The 21,983-nt window shown below is 60.5% G+C and carries 30 protein-coding genes and 1 pseudogene; 16 read left to right on the plus strand and 15 right to left on the minus strand.

Annotated features, from left to right (window positions below):
• Positions 1 to 24: 24 nt before the first annotated feature.
• The 3 genes from AC1DVN_RS05740 to AC1DVN_RS05750 form a co-directional block, all read right to left on the minus strand.
• Positions 25 to 228, minus strand: coding sequence for a cold-shock protein (locus AC1DVN_RS05740; protein WP_003943666.1), 204 nt, complete (start codon positions 226 to 228; stop codon positions 25 to 27).
• Between the two features lie 316 nt (positions 229 to 544).
• Positions 545 to 1,522, minus strand: coding sequence for a YihY/virulence factor BrkB family protein (locus AC1DVN_RS05745; protein ID WP_003943713.1), 978 nt, complete (start codon positions 1,520 to 1,522; stop codon positions 545 to 547).
• Between the two features lie 86 nt (positions 1,523 to 1,608).
• Positions 1,609 to 2,046, minus strand: a complete 438-nt coding sequence (locus tag AC1DVN_RS05750; protein WP_019747471.1) for an STAS domain-containing protein — start codon at positions 2,044 to 2,046, stop codon at positions 1,609 to 1,611.
• 317 nt (positions 2,047 to 2,363) lie between these two features.
• Here AC1DVN_RS05750 and AC1DVN_RS05755 point away from each other — a divergent pair, with 317 nt between their 5' ends.
• Entirely contained in the window at positions 2,364 to 2,612 is a 249-nt protein-coding gene (locus tag AC1DVN_RS05755; protein ID WP_020968722.1) for a hypothetical protein, read from the plus strand.
• Between the two features lie 15 nt (positions 2,613 to 2,627).
• On the opposite strand, the gene AC1DVN_RS05760 is transcribed toward AC1DVN_RS05755, so the two are convergent.
• The gene (locus AC1DVN_RS05760) at positions 2,628 to 3,347 is read right to left on the minus strand and encodes a SigB/SigF/SigG family RNA polymerase sigma factor (RefSeq protein WP_223258034.1); all 720 of its coding nucleotides are present in this window, start codon (positions 3,345 to 3,347) and stop codon (positions 2,628 to 2,630) included.
• 131 nt (positions 3,348 to 3,478) lie between these two features.
• Positions 3,479 to 3,913 carry an ATP-binding protein gene (locus AC1DVN_RS05765; RefSeq protein ID WP_019747468.1) on the minus strand — a complete coding sequence of 145 codons (435 nt, stop codon included), beginning with the start codon at positions 3,911 to 3,913 and terminating at the stop codon, positions 3,479 to 3,481.
• A gap of 236 nt (positions 3,914 to 4,149) precedes the next feature.
• Between AC1DVN_RS05765 and AC1DVN_RS05770 the strand changes: the two genes are divergently transcribed.
• Positions 4,150 to 4,587 (plus strand): hypothetical protein, encoded by a 438-nt coding sequence (locus AC1DVN_RS05770; RefSeq protein WP_029537813.1) that lies wholly within the window; start codon positions 4,150 to 4,152, stop codon positions 4,585 to 4,587.
• A gap of 9 nt (positions 4,588 to 4,596) precedes the next feature.
• On the opposite strand, the gene AC1DVN_RS05775 is transcribed toward AC1DVN_RS05770, so the two are convergent.
• The 4 genes and pseudogenes from AC1DVN_RS05775 to AC1DVN_RS05790 form a co-directional block, all read right to left on the minus strand.
• A complete protein-coding gene (locus AC1DVN_RS05775; RefSeq protein WP_020906545.1) occupies positions 4,597 to 4,914 on the minus strand; it encodes a WhiB family transcriptional regulator in 318 nt (105 codons plus the stop codon).
• A 184-nt stretch (positions 4,915 to 5,098) separates the two neighbouring features.
• Positions 5,099 to 5,770, minus strand: a complete 672-nt coding sequence (locus AC1DVN_RS05780; RefSeq protein WP_020968724.1) for an ANTAR domain-containing protein — start codon at positions 5,768 to 5,770, stop codon at positions 5,099 to 5,101.
• Positions 5,771 to 6,001: 231 nt separating this feature from the next.
• Positions 6,002 to 6,538 (minus strand): annotated as a pseudogene (locus tag AC1DVN_RS05785) (Dps family protein); the annotation flags it as partial.
• An 84-nt stretch (positions 6,539 to 6,622) separates the two neighbouring features.
• Complete coding sequence (locus AC1DVN_RS05790) at positions 6,623 to 6,781, minus strand: hypothetical protein (RefSeq protein ID WP_003943664.1); 159 nt, start codon at positions 6,779 to 6,781, stop codon at positions 6,623 to 6,625.
• Between the two features lie 358 nt (positions 6,782 to 7,139).
• Here AC1DVN_RS05790 and AC1DVN_RS05795 point away from each other — a divergent pair, with 358 nt between their 5' ends.
• Positions 7,140 to 7,442 (plus strand): MerR family transcriptional regulator, encoded by a 303-nt coding sequence (locus AC1DVN_RS05795; RefSeq protein ID WP_003943719.1) that lies wholly within the window; start codon positions 7,140 to 7,142, stop codon positions 7,440 to 7,442.
• A 24-nt stretch (positions 7,443 to 7,466) separates the two neighbouring features.
• Here AC1DVN_RS05795 and AC1DVN_RS05800 read toward each other — a convergent pair whose 3' ends face one another.
• The 4 genes from AC1DVN_RS05800 to AC1DVN_RS05815 all read right to left on the minus strand — a co-directional run bounded on the left by AC1DVN_RS05800 (position 7,467) and on the right by AC1DVN_RS05815 (position 10,332).
• The gene (locus tag AC1DVN_RS05800; RefSeq protein ID WP_019747463.1) at positions 7,467 to 7,844 is read right to left on the minus strand and encodes a hypothetical protein; all 378 of its coding nucleotides are present in this window, start codon (positions 7,842 to 7,844) and stop codon (positions 7,467 to 7,469) included.
• Between the two features lie 136 nt (positions 7,845 to 7,980).
• Positions 7,981 to 9,468 carry an alpha,alpha-trehalose-phosphate synthase (UDP-forming) gene (locus tag AC1DVN_RS05805; RefSeq protein WP_019747461.1) on the minus strand — a complete coding sequence of 496 codons (1,488 nt, stop codon included), beginning with the start codon at positions 9,466 to 9,468 and terminating at the stop codon, positions 7,981 to 7,983.
• Positions 9,465 to 9,884, minus strand: coding sequence for an STAS domain-containing protein (locus AC1DVN_RS05810; protein ID WP_019747460.1), 420 nt, complete (start codon positions 9,882 to 9,884; stop codon positions 9,465 to 9,467). The genes AC1DVN_RS05805 and AC1DVN_RS05810 overlap by 4 nt, the downstream gene beginning before the upstream one ends.
• Positions 9,885 to 10,143: 259 nt before the next feature.
• A complete protein-coding gene (locus AC1DVN_RS05815; protein WP_228117918.1) occupies positions 10,144 to 10,332 on the minus strand; it encodes a PI-type proteinase in 189 nt (62 codons plus the stop codon).
• Between the two features lie 165 nt (positions 10,333 to 10,497).
• Here AC1DVN_RS05815 and AC1DVN_RS05820 point away from each other — a divergent pair, with 165 nt between their 5' ends.
• Positions 10,498 to 10,746, plus strand: coding sequence for a hypothetical protein (locus AC1DVN_RS05820; RefSeq protein WP_019747457.1), 249 nt, complete (start codon positions 10,498 to 10,500; stop codon positions 10,744 to 10,746).
• A 220-nt stretch (positions 10,747 to 10,966) separates the two neighbouring features.
• Here AC1DVN_RS05820 and AC1DVN_RS05825 read toward each other — a convergent pair whose 3' ends face one another.
• Positions 10,967 to 11,458, minus strand: a complete 492-nt coding sequence (locus AC1DVN_RS05825) for a hypothetical protein (protein WP_225989303.1) — start codon at positions 11,456 to 11,458, stop codon at positions 10,967 to 10,969.
• Entirely contained in the window at positions 11,455 to 12,033 is a 579-nt protein-coding gene (locus AC1DVN_RS05830; protein ID WP_020968728.1) for an RNA polymerase sigma factor, read from the minus strand. The genes AC1DVN_RS05825 and AC1DVN_RS05830 overlap by 4 nt, the downstream gene beginning before the upstream one ends.
• A 186-nt stretch (positions 12,034 to 12,219) precedes the next feature.
• Here AC1DVN_RS05830 and AC1DVN_RS05835 point away from each other — a divergent pair, with 186 nt between their 5' ends.
• The 12 genes from AC1DVN_RS05835 to AC1DVN_RS05890 all read left to right on the plus strand — a co-directional run bounded on the left by AC1DVN_RS05835 (position 12,220) and on the right by AC1DVN_RS05890 (position 21,714).
• Positions 12,220 to 12,684, plus strand: coding sequence for an Asp23/Gls24 family envelope stress response protein (locus AC1DVN_RS05835; protein ID WP_003943699.1), 465 nt, complete (start codon positions 12,220 to 12,222; stop codon positions 12,682 to 12,684).
• A complete protein-coding gene (locus AC1DVN_RS05840; RefSeq protein WP_021343181.1) occupies positions 12,681 to 12,965 on the plus strand; it encodes an Asp23/Gls24 family envelope stress response protein in 285 nt (94 codons plus the stop codon). The genes AC1DVN_RS05835 and AC1DVN_RS05840 overlap by 4 nt, the downstream gene beginning before the upstream one ends.
• 70 nt (positions 12,966 to 13,035) lie before the next feature.
• Complete coding sequence (locus tag AC1DVN_RS05845; RefSeq protein WP_223258031.1) at positions 13,036 to 13,224, plus strand: hypothetical protein; 189 nt, start codon at positions 13,036 to 13,038, stop codon at positions 13,222 to 13,224.
• Between the two features lie 38 nt (positions 13,225 to 13,262).
• Entirely contained in the window at positions 13,263 to 13,442 is a 180-nt protein-coding gene (locus tag AC1DVN_RS05850) for a hypothetical protein (RefSeq protein WP_003943629.1), read from the plus strand.
• On the plus strand, positions 13,435 to 13,827 hold the full coding sequence (locus AC1DVN_RS05855; protein ID WP_019747452.1) for an Asp23/Gls24 family envelope stress response protein: 393 nt from the start codon (positions 13,435 to 13,437) through the stop codon (positions 13,825 to 13,827). The genes AC1DVN_RS05850 and AC1DVN_RS05855 overlap by 8 nt, the downstream gene beginning before the upstream one ends.
• Positions 13,824 to 14,393 (plus strand): DUF6286 domain-containing protein, encoded by a 570-nt coding sequence (locus tag AC1DVN_RS05860; protein ID WP_020968731.1) that lies wholly within the window; start codon positions 13,824 to 13,826, stop codon positions 14,391 to 14,393. Before AC1DVN_RS05855 ends, AC1DVN_RS05860 begins: the two co-directional genes overlap by 4 nt.
• A complete protein-coding gene (locus tag AC1DVN_RS05865; RefSeq protein WP_020968732.1) occupies positions 14,390 to 14,974 on the plus strand; it encodes a hypothetical protein in 585 nt (194 codons plus the stop codon). Before AC1DVN_RS05860 ends, AC1DVN_RS05865 begins: the two co-directional genes overlap by 4 nt.
• 409 nt (positions 14,975 to 15,383) lie before the next feature.
• Entirely contained in the window at positions 15,384 to 15,647 is a 264-nt protein-coding gene (locus tag AC1DVN_RS05870) for a GlsB/YeaQ/YmgE family stress response membrane protein (RefSeq protein WP_003943661.1), read from the plus strand.
• 100 nt (positions 15,648 to 15,747) lie between these two features.
• The gene (locus AC1DVN_RS05875) at positions 15,748 to 15,945 is read left to right on the plus strand and encodes a CsbD family protein (protein ID WP_019747449.1); all 198 of its coding nucleotides are present in this window, start codon (positions 15,748 to 15,750) and stop codon (positions 15,943 to 15,945) included.
• An 882-nt stretch (positions 15,946 to 16,827) separates the two neighbouring features.
• The gene (locus tag AC1DVN_RS05880) at positions 16,828 to 18,789 is read left to right on the plus strand and encodes a hypothetical protein (protein WP_477993613.1); all 1,962 of its coding nucleotides are present in this window, start codon (positions 16,828 to 16,830) and stop codon (positions 18,787 to 18,789) included.
• Positions 18,786 to 20,519, plus strand: a complete 1,734-nt coding sequence (locus AC1DVN_RS05885) for a glycosyltransferase family 39 protein (RefSeq protein ID WP_021343189.1) — start codon at positions 18,786 to 18,788, stop codon at positions 20,517 to 20,519. The genes AC1DVN_RS05880 and AC1DVN_RS05885 overlap by 4 nt, the downstream gene beginning before the upstream one ends.
• A gap of 46 nt (positions 20,520 to 20,565) precedes the next feature.
• Entirely contained in the window at positions 20,566 to 21,714 is a 1,149-nt protein-coding gene (locus AC1DVN_RS05890; protein ID WP_020968736.1) for a hypothetical protein, read from the plus strand.
• Positions 21,715 to 21,983: the final 269 nt, after the last annotated feature.

Raw genomic sequence — 21,983 nt, forward strand, 5'->3', positions numbered from 1 at the left:
TCTGAAGTCAGACTGGGATCGAACTCAGATGGCGCGAACGTTCTGAGCCTGGGGGCCCTTCTGGCCCTGTCCGATCTCGAACTCGACCTTCTGGCCCTCGTCGAGGGACTTGTAGCCGCTGCCCTGGATCTCCGAGTAGTGAACGAACACATCCGGTCCGCCACCTTCCTGCTCGATGAATCCGAAGCCCTTTTCACCGTTGAACCACTTGACACTGCCCTGAGCCATAACCAAATTCTCCTGGATCCATCGAGCCGAGCCCTCCCATCGAGAGTCCGGTCTCACACCTGATCCTGCCATGCTCTTCTTTTTCTGTCTCCAATTACATGCATGGCGAGTTGCAGTATTTGACGGGTTTGTCCCGTTCCTGGACCCCGTCGGAAGCAGGTGATTGTTCAACTATGCACGTTTACCTGCTGTGATGTATTCGTCGCTTCGATGTAGCGCGAAATGACAACACCTGTGTTAAATCTGGATTCGCGGCGCAGAATGCCACCCTGATACCCAGGAGGGGACCAAATACCCAACTCGATCGGGGGCGAGATCAGTCCGAATCGTCGGGTTTGGTGTGCCCGTCGAACGTCACATGGATGTTCTCGTGGGGAACCGCGCGTTGGGCTTTTGCTTGATCGGCGAAGGTACGCCGATCGCCTTCGATGAGTTCGGTGTTGTCGGTGAACGGAGCCAACAACGCCCGCGGATGGAGTTTGTCGACTCGCACGACGTTGATTTCCGCGCACATGACGATCGAGGCGGCAGCGAGGAACAAGAAGGCCAACAAACCCAGAACGATGGCAAAGACGCCATTGGTGGTGGAGGCACCCCGCACCACGGAGGTCACGTAGAGGGCACCGAAGGACTGAAGTGCTTGCCAGAGAACAGCAGCGGCGATCGCTCCAGGCGCCACATCGGCTACCGAGAGCGGGCGGGCGCAGGTGAGCCGGAAAGCGACGATGAAGATGCCTGCATTCAAGACGACTACCGCAAGGGTCAACAGGAAGCTGAACGAACCGCCCAGATGAAGCGCACCGCCGATGTTGGAGACAGCGGTGGTCCCCAAGATCGCGAGACCGATGGTGCCCAGGAGCAGTAACCCTTGAAGACGCCCGCGGATGGGATCCGGTCGCATGTTTCGGGGCACCGACCACACCGTGTTCATCGCATTCTGGCAAGCCAGAGCGACACCGAGGCCACCGTAGAGACCACCGACGATTCCGATCACCAGCCCTGTGACACCGCCGCCGATCTGTTGCGCATTGCCCAGATCGTCACCGATCACCGGAAACTGATGCAGAGCGGAGTCCAAGATTTGTTGCTGAAGCTCGGGGTTGCCAGAGAGCACGAAGCCGAGAATGGTCGAGAGCAACAGAAGAAGAGGGAAGAGTGAGACGAAGCCGTAGTACGCGATCAGCGCGGCGAGATAAACACCTTGATCGTCGAGGAACTTGTAGAGGACCGCTATCGGGAACCCCAGGGCCGGATGCTTCTGTTGCAAGGCATCGAGGCGCTTGGCGATTGTCATTCTCGGTCTCTCTCAGCTCGTCGGACAGCCCGACGAACCTTAGTCGCTGCGAGCGCGCGGCGCTCGACGCCGGTGCAGGCTTGGCGTCAGGAGGCTTCGAGTGACTTTTCTGCTTCGGCGAGCGCGCGCATTGCTCCCTCGACAGAGTTGGTGACCGGAAATTCCTCTTCCGCCCGTGCGGCCCGAAGCAAGCGTCGAAGCGGGTGTGACCCGATGACGGACCACTGGAAGTCGTGCGCTCGTGAACGGGAGTTCAGTTCGGCGAACAGTTCGAGGCAGACCGCACCGACGAACAGTGAGTTGGACAGGTCGAGAATGACGCGGGACCACTCCGCAGCGTACGAGTTGAGAAGTTCTCTCAGTTCTGGGGCGGACAGTTTATCGAGGTCGACGTCGACCTGAATCAGGACTGTCGAGGGCGTTATCCGCCAGGCTGCGAAGCCTTGTGTGTCCACGATCGGACCCAATTGTGTTGAGGGATCGACGAAATCGATCGCTGTGTGGTCGAGTTCATTCAGATTCATGGCAGATCCGGTCTGTGTGCTTTTCGTCGAAAGGCTGACGACCGACCTGGCGGCACGGAAAGTGGAAGAGTCCAGGTGTGGAAAGCATTGAGCCCAATGGATGTACGCAGGAAGTTGTGACCTGAATCCAGAGTCCTGATGCGAACCGAGCGCCAGCGGCTTCAGCCCCGGCTGTATTCTCAACCTCGGTATCGCTCAGTGTAGCTCGAGGGCTTGGATCGGTCCAGGCTTGTAGTCGAACATTAAGCGGTGCAATGTTTTTGGCTCGACACTTCGGTATGGTTGGGGATCAGCGCCACCTGACGAAGGGATTTCAGATGAACGACCGCGATGCACTCACGGCCATCTCGACCAAGCTCGACACACTGATCGGCGCGGAGACCAACGGTCTGCAGGACGAGGTTCCGCCCGGTTCCAGTGTTCAGCGCACCGAGCAGGACGGCGAGCACGGCCGGTGGGGGCACGATTACCGTCTCGCCAACAAGTATCTCGAGGCTCTCGACATCGGCCAGCCCGGGCTCATTGACCGAGACGAGATGGAACGTCTTGCGCAGGAATACATCTGATCCTGGGGACCTACTTCAGAAGATTTCACCCATCTCGGTGCGCAGCTGCTTCAGTGTCTGAGTGAGGATTCTGGATACATGCATCTGAGAGATGCCGATCTTTTCGGCAATCTGGGACTGGGTGAGATGACCGAAGAATCTGAGAACCACGATCGTGCGCTCGCGCTCCGGTAGTGCAAGGAGCGCGGGTCGCAGGGTTTCGTGATTGTCGATCCGACTGATCGCTTCGTCGTACTGTCCCAAAGTATCGATCAGAGTCAGTCCGCTCCCGTCGCCGGCTGACGCGGTGTCGAGCGGTGTGGTTCGATACGAATTTCCGGCGGTCAACCCCTGTTCGACCTCGTCCGGCTCGATGTCGAGCTCCGTCGCAAGTTCCGCTACCGTCGGTGCACGGCCGAGCGTCTGCGACAACGACGTGAGCGCCCGGTTGAGGGCAAGATGTCGTTCCTGAAGGCTGCGAGGTACGCGTACGGACCAGCCGTGATCGCGAAAATGCTTGCGTACCTCACCCATTACGGTGGGGACTGCGAACGACAGGAAATCCGATCCTTTGTCTACGTCGAATCGCTGCACAGCCTGTACCAACCCCACGCGCGCAACTTGTTCCAAGTCCTCGAAAGGCTGGCCGCGCCCCTGGTAGCGACGTGCAACGTGGGTGGCGAGCGGTAGGCACAGTTCGATGATCGAGTTGGTGATCTTTTCTCGGGTCGGATCATCCGGCGGAAGCGACGCCATCGAGACGAACAATTCGACAGCTAGTTCGTACTGGTCCTTCTTGTCCGGTGGTACAGCCTTGCCCGGTGGGACAGTATCGTCCGGTGGTACAGCCTTGCCCGGTGGGACAGTATCGTCCGGTGGGACAGCGGTCACGCACGCTCCTGGAGCAAGCCCTTTTCAAGCGTCATCGTCAGGGTGATGTGACCGTCCGCGTCGATTTCCGATTGCTCCAAACGGACCGAGTCGACCAGTGCTTCGAGAACGAACCATCCGAAGCTGTGGGACTTGTCGGGTATTTCGGAGTGCGCGATCACCGAGACGACGATCCGAAGAGTGCGACCGTAGGTCTCGAATCGGCAGGTCAAGTCGCTGGACGGTATCGCATGGCCGATGAGGATGCTCGCGACTTCGTCCATCGCCAGAGCAAGGTCGGCTGTCCCGTCGACGTCCAATCCGGTGTTGTTGGCAACCGTGCGGGTGATTCCGCGCAGAGTCGGCAGTTGGGAGTACGACGCTCGGACGCGGAGCGAGGCAATGGAGTCGTGAGTAAGTTCGGCTTCGGTCGGACTCGACAGAGGAATCAAGGGGCTTCCTGTAGGTAGATGTGGCGTAATTCCGGCGGACCGAGGCAAGGAACGGTACCGGCCATGCGTGCCAGCCATCTCTACCCCGGAAGTATTCATGGCCTTCGATTACCCTTCGCCCGGCGAAGTAATCCTCTTTACCCGAACTAGAGGATGAATTGTGAGACACATCACCTGTGGTGCGCTCGTACCGAATCCCATCTTTCATTTGTGACCCGTTCGGGTACGTCCGCTTCATGGGCACTCAGGCGGACAGGCAGATCCCCGTACACACACGACCGGAAGGTGTCACGGACGACGAGGTCAAGGCAGCGGGGGTGTTGTCGAACGCCCTCGAAACGGTGGAGCGGGCGCGCGGCGCTCTGTACGACTTCCATCAGCTGATCGGACATGCAGATCTGATGCTCGACGAGGTCGTAGAGCTACTTCGAACCAGCGGTAACGACGAGCTGGCCGATCAGGTCGAGAAAGAGTTGATGGGCCGGAACGTGGTCGAAGGGCGCTGGACCTTCCAGCTGGTCGAGGAGTTCGACGAAAACTACTGGTCCTTCTTTCGCGAATGCGAACAGGTGGTGCGTGACAAGCTGGCCGGCGGAGTGCCGCACCTCTTCGAAGCCGAGATGAAGGAGCGACGCCGCACGCACGGTTTACGGCATCACGAGGCCAGGCCTTGAGGTTGCCACCTACTCCGGTGAGTTCGCAGCGGCACTGATCAGTGGTTCAGTTCGACCTTTACGCAACGATTCTCGTTCGGTCGCGGTCATGCCGCCCCAGATACCGTGGGGTTCCCCGGTCTGGATGGCGTGCACGAGGCATCTCTGCACGACAGGACACCTGGCGCACACCAGCTTCGCCGAACTCTCGCGTTTCGCTCGCCTGGAGCCGCGCTCGTTCGTGTCGTCGTAGAACAGGGCGGGGTCGGTGTCGCGGCAGGTGCCGGACAGCTGCCAATCCCACTCGTCGGCAAGGGGCCTGGGAGATGTGTAGGAGCGCATGAACATGGACGTTCCCTTCGCTGCGTGACGAACTCGACTCGGATCGGGGATCCGGGTCGGGTGTTAAGGCAAAGCTCGGTCCCGCCGGCCTGAACCGGCGGGACCTTCGAGGCTCCTCCCTCGAGGGGAAGATTTCGGGGGTACCTCTGGTCGGTCATTACCCAGCCGTACAACCTTTGAATCCCGGTCGTCAGGAATTCTTTTGATCGACGGCACGTCTCTCTGCTGCGGCGACAAGACCACCGGCGATGTCGCGCACCTTGACGTTCCATTCCTGCGACATCTCGACCAGAAGGTCGAAGGCTTGGTCGGCCGAGCACTCGCGCTCGGCCATCAGTAATCCCTTGGCCTGCTCGATCACGGGCCGAGAATCCAAAGCTCTTCTCAGTTCGTCGTTTTCCGCGCGAAGGCGGGTGAGGACGTCTGACGCTGAACTGGACTGCTGAGCCTGGGGTCGTTGAACCTCGTACACACGATGAAGCACTCCGATCACCCTGCCGTCATCATCGGTGACGGCGGAATTGACCGTATTCCAATAGCGCGTGACAAACAGCCCACTACCTCGCTCATCGCGCACGTCGTAACGCTGAGTCGGCAGTGCGTCCCGAGTTCTGGAGTGCATCGTGCGCTCGAATGACGCTGTCAACGAGAAGATTCCGTCGGCAAACGAGTCGTCGGGATTGTCGGGGAAGGCTTCGAACACTTCCACTCCGTGCAACTGATCGAGGCTGCGGCCGGACACGGCAAGGTATTCGTCGTTTGCGCCCTGGATACGGAAATCGCTGTCCACGAGCAGAAGAGAAGAAGTGCTTGCCGCAAATCGATCGCTTCGAACGATCGAGCGGAGAGTGCTCGAACTCATGATTGTGTCGTTTCTGTCCTGTCTTCGACGGCTGCGGCCCCTGATATTTCAGAAGTAATTGATCGCGAGAACTCCAAGGGCGGTGCCTGCCACGATCGATCCGAACAACAAACGCTGTTGCAACACGAACATCTGATACTCGCGACGCGTTTGTGCCGACGTGCCGCGCGAGTCCGCAGACATGCTCTTGCCCTTTCCTGTTGTGGGGATCGCGATTTCGGCCCAGTTCTGACGCGCCTCGTTTGCGGCATCCTGCTCGGTGGACGCGCCTTCGTGTACGAGGCTGCCGCCGGAGTTCTCGAGGTGCGCACGAACGAACCACTGGAACTTCTCCAACTGTGCCGTTTGGCCGATCAGCATGTCTTCTGTGATCGGATCGATCTTGCCGACGTTGTCGATTGCAGTGCGGCTGTCGGTGATGACCCCGGTGTAGACGAGGTCGAGCGCAGCCAGATGGGCGCGAGCGTCGTCGCGGCCGACGGAGTAGTCGTCCCAAGTCCGATCGCGCTCGATCGCTCCCGCTGTGCCCTTGGGGGAGTTGCCCAGTGCCGCGATACGTTCCGCCACATCATCGGCGTAGCCGCGAACCAGCTCCACCTGTGGGTCGATCATCTCGTGCACGCCAATGAAGTTGGGTCCGACGACGTTCCAGTGGACGTGCTTGAGCGTCAGATGAAGGTCGTTGTAGGCGCTGAGGCGTTCCTGCAGAATATCGGCGACGGACGAACCGTCTGCGCTGCTCAGTCCCGGTACGGTGAACTCGGACATATGTTTTCCTCTCGTCTTGATGGGGATCGCCCGCGAACGGGGCGGTCTCGCGCCATCGTCAATCGGATCGCGTGTCGGTCAGGTTCAGTGCGCGAGTGCTACTGGCTCCTCTGTCACCGGGTCGCCGTACATCATCGCGATTCGGCGCTTGACCTCTTCGGTTGTCAAAGTCGCGCTTGCAACAGTGATTCCGATGCCGGTGGTGCTCTCGCCCTGTGTGGGCGGGATGTCGATCGTCGTCATCTTGCTCCCGGTGAAGAGTGTGCCGTGAGGGAGTCGGCTGAACCACCGACTCCGACGTCTGGGTGTTCTACACCTTCGAGTGCCGGTTATGGCGCTTTCAAGTGCTACAAAATCTATATCAGCCGATGTAGATAATTGGCAAGGCTACTTCGATTCGACGGCTAAGGGAAGCTCCCTGTGCGATCTTGCCGAAATCGGCTTTGATCTGCCATTACATGCCTTCTCGGCTCGACGATTTTTGTCATGAGTGGCCCTGGACACGCTTGAATCTATGTCCTGGGCGTCAGATTCACTGCGTGATGATGCTAAGGTCGGATGACGCCGATTGAGACAGCCGACACCGAACTAGGAGGTTCCAGTGACGTCGGAATCCCAGACCCGGGCGCTGCGCGGCGTATACGGGATCTCAGTGATGTCAGAACTGTCCGGGGTAGGACCTCAGACGCTGCGCCTTTACGAGCGAAGGGGCCTGCTCACACCAACCCGCACGGATGGCGGTACACGCCGTTACAGCGAGGCCGACCTGGATACGCTCGGACGAATCACCGCGCTGATCGACGACGGAGTCAATCTGGTCGGTATCCGTCTGATTCTGTCCCTGGAGGCCGAAAATGCAGTCTTAGCGGCTCGAATCAGCCAGTTGACCGCCGAGGGTGACTAGTAGCGTTGCTCCATACGATGCCGTTCAGGATGGAGTTTCGGTGCGGGTAGGGTCGCCGAAGTCCGCGTCGGCGGAGATCTTGTTGCCTGCCGCTTCGATCTGTTCGAGCGCGGCGTCCAAAGCATCGACCAACCATTGATGCGACGCTTCCGCGAGGAGGCGATCCGGTGTGTCGGTGTTTTCGGATTGGAAGAACCGCACCAGCCACGATTCTCCGTTGTCGGGTCGATCGGAGAGTCCGGCCGCGGTATTGGTCGCCAGAAGATAACGGTTGTATTCGAGATCGACACGAATGGCGTACTCGCCGAACAGGTTCACCACATTGGCCGGCCGATGAGTAGCAGCAGCGAGCGCGATGAGAGCGTCGTTGTAGGTTTCGGAGTACTTCACCGTGAGGGGCATGGTCGGCCTGTCTTTCTGGGCCGATGCAGCATTGCACGGCTATGTTGAGGAGATCAGTTCGCAGCCGCTGCTTGACGATGAACTGAAACCAATCCTAGCTCGAGTCTCCGCTCACCCTTGACGCAAGCCCACGGGGTCAGTTGTTGCGTGCAAAGTCAGACTCGCGCTCCGTGACGAACTGATTGTCCGGGCGCGGTTCGGGCGGCGAAAGTGCAGTCAGGAACGACTCGGCCCACTGATGCACATCATGCGTCATGACCTGGCGATGCAGCGCAGCCATACGGCGACGGCCCTCCTTCGGATCCTGATGAACTGCGGTCAGGATTGTATTCTTCACGCCGTCCAAATCGTGCGGGTTGACCAGGTATGACTGTCGTAATTCCATTGCAGCACCGGTGAATTCGCTGAGAACGAGAGCGCCTCCGAGGTCGCCTCGGCAGGCCACGTACTCCTTGGCCACCAGATTCATCCCGTCACGCATCGGCGTCACGAGCATGACGTCGGCAGCGACGAACAGTGCGATCAGTTCTTCGCGGTCGACCGGCTGATACAGGTAGTGAACTACGGGGCGGCCGATCTGACTGTGGTCGCCGTTGATGCGGCCCACCTGTTCCTCGATGACACTGCGAAGGTCGATATAGTGTTGCACGCGTTCGCGACTGGGCGTGGCGAGCTGCACCATCGTGTACTTCTCCGGATCCAAGCGGCCCTCGTCGAGGAGTTCCTTGAGGGCTTGCAGTCGCAGGTCGATGCCCTTGGTGTAGTCCAGGCGGTCGACTCCCAGCAGGATTTTTTCGGGATTTCCGAGCTCTTCCTTCAATTCGCGTGCGCGGCGCAGGACCGATTCGCTCTTCGACTGGCGCTCCAGCTCGGCCGAATCGACGGAGATGGGAAATGCCCCCACCTTGACGACGCGAGAGTCGAAATCCACATGCCCGAGCGCACTTCGAACACCGACGCCTGCGGTCGTTGTCTTGAGTCCGAGTAGTTTTCGGGCCAAAAACAGGAAATTGTTTGCGCCACCAGGCAAGTGGAAGCCGATCAGATCGGCGCCCAGCATTCCCTTGACGATCTCCTTGCGCCACGGAAGCTGCATGAAGAGCTCGACCGGAGGAAACGGAATGTGAAGGAAGAACCCGATCGTCAGGTCCGGGCGCAGTTCGCGCAGCATTGCCGGCACGAGTTGCAATTGATAGTCCTGCACCCAGACGGTGGCTCCGTCCGCGGCGCAACGGGCGGTTTCCTCGGCGAACCGCTGGTTGACCGCGACGTACGTGTGCCACCACGACCGTTCGAACGTCGGTGCCACCAGGACGTCGTGGTAGAGCGGCCACAGCGTGTCGTTGGAGAACCCCTCGTAGTACTCGGCGAGGTCCTGAGAGGTCAGCTCGACGGGAAACAGACGAAGGCCGTCAACCACTATGGGATCTACCTTCTCGTCCGCGACGCCCGGCCAGCCGACCCAAGCGCCGTCTCGCTGTCGCAGGATGGGTTCGAGAGCAGTGACGAGTCCACCCGGACTTCGCTTCCAGTTCTTGCCACCGTCCTCGTCGGTTTCGAGATCGACGGGTAGTCGGTTTGCGACGACGACGAATTCGGAGAGCTTTTCGAGATCGGTACTCACGCCGACATCGGCTCCGCCAGGGTCTCGTCCAGCACGGTGGTCGAGGACAGGTATGTGACCGCCTCGGCTGTCGAGTCGGTGAACACGATGTCTGCGTCCATCTTCAGAAGAGACAGCGGGCGCCTGACGGGGTGCGCTGCGACGAGCGTCCAAGGAACGCCGAGCCTTCGTGCCTTGGCCGACAGAGTCTCGATGATGGAAAGACCTCCGACGGAGATGAACTGGACGTCCGAGCAGTCGAGTACGAACGGGTGACGCTCACCGATCAGGTCGTCGACGCAGGCAGCGAAATCAGCTCGGGACCGGACGTCGATCTCGCCGCTGACCACGAGTGATTGAATGTTTTCCGCACACGTCGTGGTGAATGTGGGGGGACTGTCCGTACGCTCATCTGTAGTTCTCGAAAACTCGTTCATCGAAACTCCTGACGGATTGCTCGAAACGGTTCGTTCGAACGGTCTGGTTCGAAACGGTTTCGTTCGAAACCGGGAAACGGCACGGGAAGCAACGCACGAACCGTGCTCGTCTTCAACGGCTGGGTACTCAACCGTGCTGAGTGCCTACCTTACCGCATCGCGAAAACCCAGGTGAAAAGCGTTAGATCCGTAAGGATTTCAAGGACCCGTGAGCGTCGGTCCACGGGACCTTGGTCCCGATGACTGAGCTCTTGCGCGATCAGTCGGTGTCGGTTGCCGGGCCGGTACTCGAGGCTCCACCCTCGTCGGCCCACGTACGCTCGCCCGACGGATCGGTCTGAACGTCCTTGTGTGCGGCATCGGCCCCGGTTCCGGGACCGTGGTCGGTGCCGGTGGTCTGCGGCTCGTCCGTCTGATCAGTGCGGTCGGTGGAATTTCGTTCACTCATGGTGGCTGCGTCTCTCTGAAGGTTGGTGTTCATGTACTTGTCGTTTCTTGCTCACCCGCGAGGGGTACTCAATAGGGGTAGTACGTCACGTCGAGTCAGTACGTCACGTCGAGCCATACCGGCAAAGTCAGCTGTCACCGAAGCAGGAGATTTCACGTGAACCATATGACCGTGACGACCGAACACCTGCGTGCACTGCTGGGCAGCGGGCCCCATTCGGAATTGGTAGCGGTTGGGGGTGAGATCGAGATCTACGTCCCCGATGAAGAAGGGTTCGGCCTCGATGGTATCTCGCTTGTCACTCGCGAGCAGTTGGCCGAGCGCCTACCGTCCTCGCCCGACAACCCCGACGAAGGTGAACTACGTATCGCCGCAGAATCGTTGAGCGAGATGATCGCCGAACTCGGCGGCTGAAGTCTGAAGTTCGGGGCAGCTGACTTCAGATCTGCGGGATCGGATCCGGGGGATACGGGTTCGGTGGCGTCGGAGTCGGTGGCACGGGCGGGGGATTCAGCGGATCGGGTGGTGCCGGCGCGGGTGGTGTCGGCGACCCCGGATCGGGGACGGGGCCCGGATCCGGTGGTGGGGGCGTGGTCATGAGTGCCGGGTTCCCAAACACTTGCCGAACAAACACCTAGTGCTCGGAGTGGCTTTTGGTGTTCTCCTCGGCAGGTAGATCATCCACGATGTCGACTACGGCGATGTGGACGCTCTCTGCAGAGACGGGTGGGTCCATGTCACCGAGGATCAGGTGAACGACATCGACGACGGTGAATCGAACCCGGTCCGACAGTTCGGCCAGATCCACTCCGTATGGCGCTGCCAGTTCGATACGTAGTGAACGTATTTCGTGGCCGTCGACGAAGAACTCGATACTGCTCGGCGAGCAGTGGTGTCGAGAACGTATCTCGGCGGCCAAATGGGTGCGGAGTACGTGATCGCTCACCGACACCGTGCCTAGACGTGGACCTTCGGACGCGTGTGCGTCGAGCGGCCAACCGGACGCCGAGGTCGACCGTAGCGCCCGGATCACCTTGTCGCTGATTCGATCCCAGCCTGGCTCGGGAGCGTTCCGCAGGACGTCGGATGCGTGCGCCATCAATGCGTCGGTTCGTGATTCAGTCATCGCCACCTCGTCATTCGTTCACTCAGGTTAGCCCGTGCACGATGGTGATGCCCTCGCACTGCATCCGGAGTGAGTCTCAGAATCTTGCCGATTTGAACGAACGTGAGCATCTCCACCTCTCGCAGCGTCCAGGCCGCACGCTGGCGATAAGGCAATTCACCCAACGCTTCTTCCAGTGCCTCCAGGAACGCGGCGTTCGAGGTCGTGTCGAACGGGCCGGCCTCGGGAGACGGCACGAGAGGATCCAGCAGCTTGTCGTCGATCGGTTGCGCTCTCTTGATTCGATAGCTGTCCACGATCTTTCGGGAACAGATCGCGAAAAGCCATGTTCGCATCGACGATTCGCCACGAAATGAATCGAGTCGGCGCCACGCGGCCACGAAGGTGTCCTGGACTACCTCGAGAATGTCGCCTTCATCTGCGAGCATTCGACGCGCATAGCGGTGAAGTGCAGGTCCGTAGTAGTGCACCAGTGACTCGAATGCTTCTCGGTCGCCGAGTATCGCAGCGTCCACCGTTGCGGTGTCCAAGCCGTCAGGTGCTTCGGTGAGCCCCTGTGTGTGCGGTAACGCCACAGTCGCTCCTCTCGCGGAAATGCGGAAAACTCGGCTGCGTTCGAAGATTGTTCGCCCGGCCGGGGCGTTGAATGTTACGGACAGTAACTAACAAGTGTCAGTGATGCACGTCACCTGACTGGGGCATTCGGTTTTGCCTTCGAGTGACGACTACACAGGTAGATCGATCAACAGGAGGAGATGACAATGGTCAGCACACAGGTTGCGACAGCATCTACGAAGGATGTTGCATCATCGAACGACTCGGCTCTCGTGAGCTCTCAAGGAAAGACGTCGATCGCCGACACCGTTGTCTCGAAGATTGCCGGCATCGCCACGCGAGAGGTGAGCGGTGTGTACGACGTCGGCGGCGGAGCGTCCCGGGTTGTCGGGGCACTGCGCGAGCGGATCCCCGGCGCGAGTGTCAACCACTCCCAGGGAGTATCGGTCGAGGTCGGCGAAAAGCAGGCAGCGGTCGACATCGACATCGTGGCCGAGTACGGCGTATCGCTCGCCGATCTGGCCACCGGCATTCGCCGCAACGTCATTGCGGCGCTCGAACGGATGACGGGTCTCGAAGTGACCGAGGTGAACATCACAGTTCACGACGTCCACCTCGACGAGGGCAGCGACGACGAAACCGGCGAGCCCAAGACTGCACGGGTGCAGTGAGTTCCGAAATCGCTGACACCATCGCGGCGGCTGTGACGGGGGTACCTGGGGTCGCCTCGCTTCATGCCGGAATGTTCGGCGAGGTTGGCACGTACCTCCCCGGTCGCCGCGTCGTCGGCGTGCGGGTGACGGAGTCGTCGACAGACATCCATGTGTGCATCTTCGCCGACGCCGCCGTTCGAGACACGGCTTTACGTATCCGCCAAGCGGTTTCAGGACTCGTTACAGGCCCCGTGAACGTGACAGTGGAAGACGTAGTCGGTCGTGGACGCGATGCCTGAGCACTCTCGGGGTTCAGTTCCCGATCGACGATCCGCACGCCGAGAGGCGATCAGGAACTACCACCCCGACGTGGGCGGATCTGCCGACGCGCTCAATCGAGCACTCGAACGCGTCGACCGGGACTTCGCATCCCCGATCGGTGTGGTTGTGCGCACGTCGCTGCGCGGCACGATGCGACAGATAGCCAAACCCGTTCGGGCCCAGTACACGCGGGTGCGCGCTCGGTTTCCGGGTGCAAAGACCTACACCGAGATCTGACAGGCACCATCGAACATCATCCACAACGGAGGATTCACATGACCACCTCGACTGTCGGCCTACTGGCAGGACTACTTCTCGGAGTCGCAGCTGCTGCAGGCGGTTTCACCGGATTCCTCATCGCTCTGGTTCTCGGTGTGATTGGATACCTCGTCGGTGGTCAGCGTGACGGCGAGTTCGATCTCGGTGTGATGCTGAAGGGTCGCGGACGTGGCTGAGACAGCTCGACCGGAGTCGTCTGTGCTTGGTGAGCCGGGCGATCGCGGAACGCTGACGATTCGAGACAGAGTCGCGCAGAAGTTGGTTCTCGAGGCGACGCGCGGAACCCCGGGGGTGCGCCATCACGCCGCCGGCATGGACAAACTGACCGGGCGCGAATTGCCGAGGGCGCGAGTGCTGGTATCCGGCAAGCGGGTACGGGCCAAGGTGGACATCGCGATCGAGTGGCCCGGATCCTTGTCGGTCATCGGTACCGCGGTGCGAGAGAACGTGACAACCCAGTTGCAGTCTGTATCGGGCCTGGACGTAGACGGCGTGGACGTGGCGATCGTGAGCGTTCTCCCGGCATCGACCAAGCGTGACGCGGGAAGGAAAGTGCGATGACCGCCGACAAGGTCGCACCACCCACTGCCTCGAGGGCTGCTGCTCCTGTTCCCCTTGCAGCGCCCGGATCGGCCGTCACGGGATTCCTCATCGCCGCGGCGCTACTTGCGCTCGGCGTGGTCGGCGTCCGCGACGCGCTGGTGGATACCGGCGTGATCACCGGGTCGCAGTGGATACCAAGTGCTGCCGCATATGTGGACGGGCTCGCGTACCAGGGTTGGATGTTGCCGGCGGGGATCGCAGCCGTCGTTCTCGGCCTGTGGTTCGTCATCCTCGGACTCAAACCGCGACGAAAGACTGCCAATGCCTTGGTCGGAGTCGCGAATACATGGATCGATCCCGCCGATGTAGCGGCGATAGCGTCTGTTCGCGTCGAGTCACTGGCCCAGGTTCGATCCGCTTCGTCACACGCGACCCGGCGCAAGCTGGAAGTGAAGGCCTCGGTCACGCCCGATGGAGCCGCGACCGCTGAATCGGAGATCCGTGCGGTGCTGGGGGACTTGGCCGGGTCGCTGTCACCATCGCCGCGAATCAAGGTTCGTATCCAGACGGGATCGATGTCATGACTCGGACGGCGACGGCGATGGATCGCGTGGCGACATGCGTGGTGGGGATGCTCGCGGTAGCGCTGGGAGTTGCAGCGATCCTGTGGAATCTCGACGCGATCAAGGATTTCCCGGCGCGTATCGAGATCCCGTGGGCTGAAGATCTTGTCGATCACTCGTGGTGGCCATGGGCTGTCGGAGCTGGGGGAGTATTGCTAGTCCTCCTCGCGTTGCGGTGGTTGATCGCGCATGTGCCGCTGCGTCGGGTGAAGGAGATCACGGTCCCTGGGTCGAACTCACACAATTCCATCACCGCGGATCTGGGTGCGGTGGCGGAAGGGGCGAGCGCATCACTGGAGGACTTCGACGAAGTGTCGCGTGTCCGAGGAAAAGCGTTGCTCGATCGTGGAGTTCGCACGATCGATTTGCGAGTGACATTGAGACGTAGCGTCGTATCCGGATCGGAAACGTTGTCCGAGTTGATTTCTCGCGTCACTGACACGGGGGATCAAGTCGAGTCGATGGTCGGTGATCCATCCGTCGCGACCAGAACTCACATCGCCGTGGAAAGCGCGAAACGCGATGAGCCGAGAACTCTCTGATCAATCGAGGTTTGAGCCTCCCGGTGACCGGGTATTGGTAGACCTCCCGATCGTGCACAGAGTCATGGATGTTGCTGTGGCACTGTGTGTCACGGTGCTCCTTGCGACCGTCACTTCGATGGCGATCGCGATCGTAGTGACGCTGATCATGTGCGCGTCGGTGAGTGTCGTTTCTCGTATGTGGTGAATCGCCAGTCATTTTGGTTCTGTCGTGAACACCTGATAGAAAGGTAAGCAGACAATGTGGCTGCTACTGAGTGCACGATCCCCCGCGTCGTGCGGCGGAGAGTCCGGTTGTGTGCAAACACAACCCGCGATCACGGTCTAGTTGCGCGGGCCGATCGCTCGGAACTCTCCCTTCACCGGCAGTCACTCATTGCGCCGTCCCTCTTTACTCTAAGGAGTTCAAATGCTTCCTCTCGGTATCATCGCCTGGATCATCATCGGTGGGCTGGCGGGTTGGATCGGCAGTAAGATCATGAAAACCGATGCGCAGCAGGGGATCTTCCTCAACATCGTTGTCGGTGTGATCGGCGGCCTGATCGGTGGTTTCCTGCTTCGAGTCTTCGGCGTCGATGTCGAGGGTGCAGGCTGGATCTTCAGCTTCCTCACTTGCCTTCTCGGTGCAGTCATCTTGCTGTTCCTGGTCAAGGCAGTCACCGGAAAGCGCTGACACATTTGTCCACGCAGTTCGAGTTCGACTGAATCCCACGGCCGAATCCCACGGCCGAACGCACGACCGAATCCACACCGAATTCAAGAAGGAGAAACACATGTCTGACTTCATCGACAAGGCAAAGCACCGCGCTGAGGATCTCATCGGCGAAGCCAAGGAAAAGATCGGAAATGCCACGGGCAATGACGATCTGGCTGCCGAAGGTGTTGCCGATCAGGGCGAGGCAAAGGTCAAGAAGGCCGGCGACACTGTCAGTGACAAGGTCTCGGATATCAAGGACAAGTTCACAAGCTGAATGAGTTTCGGGGGGGGGGGGGGGGGGGCCGATCGGTATCAACTGAAGTTGAATTCTCGCGAGGTACACGGAGAAGTGCAGCGGGGAATGATCGACCGCAGCTTTTAATGCAGACAAAGAAGTGCCGGCCGGGTGGACGCCGCGCGGTGTCACGATCAGCCACGCCGCGGCCCCGCCCGCGCGTGAGTAAGGAACCAGTGTGCTGTATCTCGCGCCGTTCCACGAGAAAGCCGGAGCTGGAAACATTTTCGAGAAGGTAGAAAGTCCTGATGTTGCGAGAAGAATGTCCCACGGGTTTTCATTTGCGCCGACATCGTGCAACCGAAGCGCCAGGCCAAGTATGTCGGGTAGGTCTCCCGGAATTCCGAGTGCTTTCGACATTCGAGCGGTGACGGTAATCGTCGACGACTCCGTTACCGGCCACCACGGGGTGGCCGGCTTCAATGTTCCCTTCAGTTCGATCCCGTGCGGGTGAAAAACCCTGGCCATGCGCAGCGATGATGCGAAGTGGAACGGTGCGCCGACCAGCTTTCCGATCGCGCTCTTGCCGGCGGGGATGATCGAATTGAGCGTCACAGCTTCCTTGTCTGAGAATTCTCCGCCCCCCGAAGCGCCCAGACTGGACGGACGTTCAGGCGTGTTGACGGGCTTGCGGACGGTTTCTTTCGGCTTCCCAGCGGCAGCGATTGCTAATCATGTGACGCGCCGTAACAAAAGTCTCGCCGGTCGGGATAATTAGCCAAACGCACAAATTGGTCGTTATGGTTCGTTTGTCCGTAACGGTGCGATCGGACCTGCGACCGTCGCGAACTGGCGAGATTGCTACTCGTGATTTGTGTTTGGTGATTGCGCGGAAACAAGAAATGTCGAGGAGACACGCTGATGGGCCACTCTCGAACCTGGCTGACGCGCGCGCTGGCAATGCCGGTGGCTGTCGCGGTGACTTTGTTGCTTCCTCTCGGCAGTGTCGCCTCGGCCCAGGATTTCGAGGACGACGCAGATACTTCGGTGGTCGCCGCAGCCACAACTCCGATCTCCTTCACCGAACTCGGCCGAGGAACGGACATCGTGTTCTCTTCCGATGACGCACCAGTGTTGGTGACCGTGCCGGTGCCGGACGGACTCACCGCAACAGCCGTGACCGGAATCCTGACCGCCCCGACCGACTTCAGTAGGGGCTGGCTCGAAGTGACTTCGGACGGCAGATTGGTGAGCCGCGTCGACTTCGACGCCGGGCAGGCCGGGGCCGGGTTACCGATTTCGGTTCCCTTGCAAGGTCTCGAAGTGGTCGACCGTAGTGTGACCGTGTCGATGATCGCTCACCTAGTTCCCGTCGACGACCGCTGCTACGACCGAACGAGATACCAGCCCCTCGCGCTCCGGGATGCCTTTGTCGCCTACGACGGTGCAGAGCGACAGCCCACAACTGTTGCAACCTTCTTCCCACCGATTTTGAGGAAGGCAACCATCTACGTCACGGATGGTTCGTCAGGGGCGCAGCAGAGTGCGGCTTTGCAACTGAGTGCAGCGATTGTCAACAAGTACGGAAGTCAGCCTGGTGCCGTGGTGGTGGAGCAGCTGCCGAACGGCCAGAGTCTGCCCTCCGCTGAGCCGGGACTGTTCGAGAGAGCTGTAGTGCTCGGTAACAGTGGGGACGCCGGCATCGATCTCGCGACGGCGCCGAATGGTTCACCCGTGCTGCGGATTTCAGGGGACGACAAGATGCTCGTTCCTCAGGTCAGTCTCTTGGCGGCGAACTTCGACGGCTACTGGGCGGCGAGCAGAGCGCTGGCGTCACCGGACAACGCGGTTGCCCAGATTTCCCAGGACGCCATCACCGTCGGTGAGCTGAAGCTCGGAACGCTGACGGCTTCCGGTCTCAATCACATCGAGGTCGGCGTCCCGTTCAGTCAGTCGCAACTGGGGCGTCCGATGAAGGATGTCTCGGTGCGAATGATTGGTTCCTATGTCCCGCTACCGAATTCGCGTAACGGAGAACTGTCGATCTCACTCGGGGATAGACGACTCGCCTCGCAGACGGTTAACGAGACAGGGCGCTTCGACATCGGCGTCGATGTTCCGAACGAACTCCTGCGTCGCGACTTGACGTTCGAGGTCTCGATGGATGTGACCGGCGACTTCCAGTGCGGCACCAGTAGCCCTTCTTCGCTCACTGTGGATCCGGCCAGCACCATCACGTCCACTACCGGATTCCCGCCGACGCCTGGAGGATTCCAGTCCTTGCCTCAGTCGATGCTGCCCACACTCGATGTCGGTTTGAGTCACGGTGATTTCGCAGATCTCGTTCGAGCCCAGCGCCTCGTTGTCGCGATGCAGCGGTTGAGCTATCTGCCGCTGCAACCGCGCGTGCTCCCGTTCGGCGACGCGGCGACCAGTTCGCTGCCGGCGTTGTTGATCGCGGCGGACGGGACGCTGCCCACTCCGGTGGCTCTACCCATGGACACGGCAGATCAAGGTCTCCTGCGCTTGCAGGGTCTGGAATTCGGTGGACAATACGGTGCCTTGCAGGTGGCTTCGGGTTCGCACAACGAAGTAGTGGCGCTGACGTCTGAGGGTGATGCGGCCGATGCCGACGGTCTGCTCAACTGGTTGGAAGGTGGGAAAGACCGGTTCGCAGAACTGACCGGCGATCTACTGGTCGCACCTCGCGGAGGTGAGCCGTTCGACGTCGGAGTCGACGTCGCCCCGTTGGGCACTGCGACCTCGGCCGAAGAAGAGACCGGACTGAGCGCGGTCACGATCGGCTGGATCGGATTCGGGACCGTGGTTCTGATCGCTGTTGCCGTCGGTGGTGTGCTCGTGGCTCGGCGTCGCGGACAGTGACCGTCACCGATCGCCCGGCCCTGTCCGTCGCGGTCCACGATCTACCGGGCCGGAAGCCATGGCGGATGTTCGTCGTGCTCTTCGCGATCTACACCGCGTTGGGCGTATGGATGAACGCGGGTATCGGGTTCATCTTCACCGATTCGCTCAGTCGTGTCGCCGCGGTGTCGGCGATGCTGCTCAGCCGTGATCCGCACTTCGCGGCGATCGGATTCGTGTTCACCCCGTTGACGGCGGCAGTCCAGATTCCGATGGGCCTGATGGGTCATTGGTGGCCGGATCTGCTGCGGTGGAACATCACTGCGGTCGTGATGTCCGCGGCCTTCATGGCTGGCGCGGTGATTCAGATACGCGGGATCAGCCGCGACCGTGGGTGTCCGCGATGGGTCACCGTCGTCCTTACCGTGCTGTTCGCTGTCAATCCGATGATCGTCATGTACGCGGCGAGCGGAATGAGCGAAGCTCCGTTCCTTTTCTTCGTTCTGTGGGCGACACGTCGACTGATTCGGTGGATGCGCAGCGACGACGTACACGACCTCATCGGTGCGGGCCTCGCGTTCGCTCTGGCGTACCTCACTCGATACGACGCATTGGCACCCCTGTTTGTCGCGGTGGTGCTGGTGACCGTGGTGAGTTGGCTTCGTTTTCAACCGACAGCGGAGGAGCGGGGCGAGGGCGCAGGACCTGGCTTGCGGCTCTGGGCAGCAGCGCTCGACGGTGCCGTCGTGCTGATGCCGGGATTCCTGGCCTTCGCCTTGTGGTCGTTTGCCAGTTGGCTCATCACGGGTCAAGCGTTCCAACAGTTCTCGTCGGTGTACGGGAACAGTTCCATCCTGGAACAGGCTGGTGCCGGAACCGACTCACCGGTTGCCCGCCTTGCGTTCTCGATTACCGAAATGGCCGTACTCGGGCCGGCGCTCCCGGTGTTCGTGGTTCTGGCAGTCATCTGCGCACTTCGGCGGCGCGACACCGAAGTGGTGGTGCCTCTTGTGCTGTTCGGCGCCATCCTTGGAGCGCAGACGTTGCTCTACCTGATGGGATCGACGTTTCCTCTTCTGCGCTTCTACATTTCGATCATTCCGCTGTGTTTCGTATTGGTCGTCCTGATCGCTCCTCGCGGAGCGCCGGTCATCACGCGTCGACCAGGGGCTGCTGCGTCGCGCTCGGTGTCGACGTACCCCGAGCAGGCGGGACCGTCTCTACCTCTTGTGATCTCCCTGTGCTTGCTGGTCGGTTCGACGCTGGTCACGTTTGTCGCGATGGGTAGTGCGCGGATCGCAGTGCTCGAGCATTCCATTGCCAGCGCGATCATTCCGGGCCGCCAGAACCTGGAGGAGCAGACGAATCTACGCACGTTTGCGGCCGAGCGTCGCATCGCCAGGTACCTGGACGACTTGGCTCTGCCGGAGGGGTCGGTTCTGCTCGACACCGTACAGAGCTATGCCGTCGTGGCGTCGTCGAACAACCCTCGGCAATTCGTCGTGCCTTCCGATGCGGACTTCGTGCGCGTACTGAACAACCCGGCCGAACATCACGTCGAGTACATCCTGTCGGTTCCGAACACCGGTCGCGGTGTGTCGGACGCGGTCAATCGGCGTTATCCGACGATGTACGACACCGGTGCCGGCGGTGTGGGAGCACTGGTGCTCGAGGTGCCCAACGACGGCGGCATGGACCCTTCGGCCTGGCGTTTGTATCGCGTGACCGGTGAACGTCAAACGGGTCGATGAGGGAATTCGTGTGGGAGGATTGTCCGTATGACGTGGATGGTTGTAGATGTCTTCTGAAGAAGCGCGTCCGCGTGTGCGTGGCACAGTGCGTCGCCGTATCGCTGCCGCTGTAGTCAGCTTTGCAACCGTCGCGGTCGTGACAGGAATGTTCACGACGCCGGTGGTTGCCGATTCGCCCAAGACGGTTCGGGTCGGAGCGTCGTCGAGCGGACTGACACTCGACGGACAGCCGTGGTGGCCCACCGGGCTCAATGCTTATCAACTGGCCACTGATTGGTCGGTGAACTTCGGCTGTGGCGCGATGGTCGATCTCGATGCCTACTTCGGTTCTCTGCCACCGAATTCCGTCACGCGTTTCAACGCCTTCCAAGCGCTCGCGGTGAACAAGGTGTCCGGGGAGATGGATTTCGGACCGATGGACGCGGTGTTCGACGCTGCGGCGCGACACAACCAGTTCACGATTCCGGTGCTCTCACCACAGGACAGCGGGTGTGATGACGGGCTGTTCAAATCCAGGGACTGGTACACCGACGACTGGAAGGTTGCGAACCTGATCCCAGGTCGAGCCACCATGAGCTTTCAGGACTGGATGCACACCGCCGTCGACCGTTGGAAGAACGAGCCTTCCGTCGCGGCGTGGGAATTGGTGGGGGAGCCGGAACCGAGCCTGTGTACCGACGCCGCCTGCAATTGGTGGACAAGAACGTGCCCGTCTGATTCCGCGCAGGTGTTGCGGGAGTTCTTCGACACGGCAGGCGCCGAACTTCGGGCGATCGATCCGAACACCCTGATCACGGCGGGATACGTCGGGGGCGGTCAGTGCGGCACTGCTGGTGACGACTACCAATACGTGAGCGAGTCCGACTTCGTCGACATTCTGCAGTATCACGACTACGGAGCAGACGGGGTTCCGCTTCCGGGCGACCAGTGGAACGGACTGGCGCGTCGCATCGAACAGGCCACGAACGTCTCGAAGCCGTTGTTGGTCGCTGAGACAGGCGAATTGGCGGGCAGTTGTGAATCATTGGCAACCCGAGCCACGAATATCGAGACGAAGCTGACGGGGCAGAAGGCGGCCGGCACGGCCGGAGCTCTCCTGTGGGCCTTCGTACCGGATCCGCGGCCGAACGAGTGCACAATGGACATCGGGCCCGACGATCCACTCTTCGACGTGATCGCTTCACTGGCAAGTTAGGACACTGCTGGTAGTCCACTAGGAGTTCCGCCCAGTGGGAGTATGGTCACGATCTGATAACAACCTGAACCTGGCGTTGTGACGTGATGACCGTATTTCGTTTGCATCCAATGGTATTCAGTGGCATTCACCTGCGGATAACCGAACTTGAAGGCCCGCGGGACCAAGCAGGACTATCGACGTGGCACCCGCAGGACCTACGTCCGGTTGTGCGAGGACGGTCCAATCGAGACGCCGGCAACGGAAGTTGCGCTGTACCTGCCCCTTTG

Source organism: Rhodococcus sp. P4_E4, assembly GCF_056401575.1.

Coding starts and splice junctions, on each gene's coding strand:
- AC1DVN_RS05740 (WP_003943666.1), bottom strand. CDS start 228: ATGGCTCAGGGCAGTGTCAAGTGGTTCAACGGTGAAAAGGGCTTCGGA.
- AC1DVN_RS05745 (WP_003943713.1), bottom strand. CDS start 1,522: ATGACAATCGCCAAGCGCCTCGATGCCTTGCAACAGAAGCATCCGGCC.
- AC1DVN_RS05750 (WP_019747471.1), bottom strand. CDS start 2,046: ATGAATCTGAATGAACTCGACCACACAGCGATCGATTTCGTCGATCCC.
- AC1DVN_RS05755 (WP_020968722.1), top strand. CDS start 2,364: ATGAACGACCGCGATGCACTCACGGCCATCTCGACCAAGCTCGACACA.
- AC1DVN_RS05760 (WP_223258034.1), bottom strand. CDS start 3,347: ATGGCGTCGCTTCCGCCGGATGATCCGACCCGAGAAAAGATCACCAAC.
- AC1DVN_RS05770 (WP_029537813.1), top strand. CDS start 4,150: ATGGGCACTCAGGCGGACAGGCAGATCCCCGTACACACACGACCGGAA.
- AC1DVN_RS05775 (WP_020906545.1), bottom strand. CDS start 4,914: ATGTTCATGCGCTCCTACACATCTCCCAGGCCCCTTGCCGACGAGTGG.
- AC1DVN_RS05780 (WP_020968724.1), bottom strand. CDS start 5,770: ATGAGTTCGAGCACTCTCCGCTCGATCGTTCGAAGCGATCGATTTGCG.
- AC1DVN_RS05790 (WP_003943664.1), bottom strand. CDS start 6,781: ATGACGACGATCGACATCCCGCCCACACAGGGCGAGAGCACCACCGGC.
- AC1DVN_RS05800 (WP_019747463.1), bottom strand. CDS start 7,844: ATGCCCCTCACGGTGAAGTACTCCGAAACCTACAACGACGCTCTCATC.
- AC1DVN_RS05810 (WP_019747460.1), bottom strand. CDS start 9,884: ATGAACGAGTTTTCGAGAACTACAGATGAGCGTACGGACAGTCCCCCC.
- AC1DVN_RS05815 (WP_228117918.1), bottom strand. CDS start 10,332: ATGAGTGAACGAAATTCCACCGACCGCACTGATCAGACGGACGAGCCG.
- AC1DVN_RS05820 (WP_019747457.1), top strand. CDS start 10,498: ATGACCGTGACGACCGAACACCTGCGTGCACTGCTGGGCAGCGGGCCC.
- AC1DVN_RS05825 (WP_225989303.1), bottom strand. CDS start 11,458: ATGACTGAATCACGAACCGACGCATTGATGGCGCACGCATCCGACGTC.
- AC1DVN_RS05835 (WP_003943699.1), top strand. CDS start 12,220: ATGGTCAGCACACAGGTTGCGACAGCATCTACGAAGGATGTTGCATCA.
- AC1DVN_RS05850 (WP_003943629.1), top strand. CDS start 13,263: ATGACCACCTCGACTGTCGGCCTACTGGCAGGACTACTTCTCGGAGTC.
- AC1DVN_RS05860 (WP_020968731.1), top strand. CDS start 13,824: ATGACCGCCGACAAGGTCGCACCACCCACTGCCTCGAGGGCTGCTGCT.
- AC1DVN_RS05865 (WP_020968732.1), top strand. CDS start 14,390: ATGACTCGGACGGCGACGGCGATGGATCGCGTGGCGACATGCGTGGTG.
- AC1DVN_RS05870 (WP_003943661.1), top strand. CDS start 15,384: ATGCTTCCTCTCGGTATCATCGCCTGGATCATCATCGGTGGGCTGGCG.
- AC1DVN_RS05875 (WP_019747449.1), top strand. CDS start 15,748: ATGTCTGACTTCATCGACAAGGCAAAGCACCGCGCTGAGGATCTCATC.
- AC1DVN_RS05880 (WP_477993613.1), top strand. CDS start 16,828: ATGGGCCACTCTCGAACCTGGCTGACGCGCGCGCTGGCAATGCCGGTG.
- AC1DVN_RS05890 (WP_020968736.1), top strand. CDS start 20,566: ATGTCTTCTGAAGAAGCGCGTCCGCGTGTGCGTGGCACAGTGCGTCGC.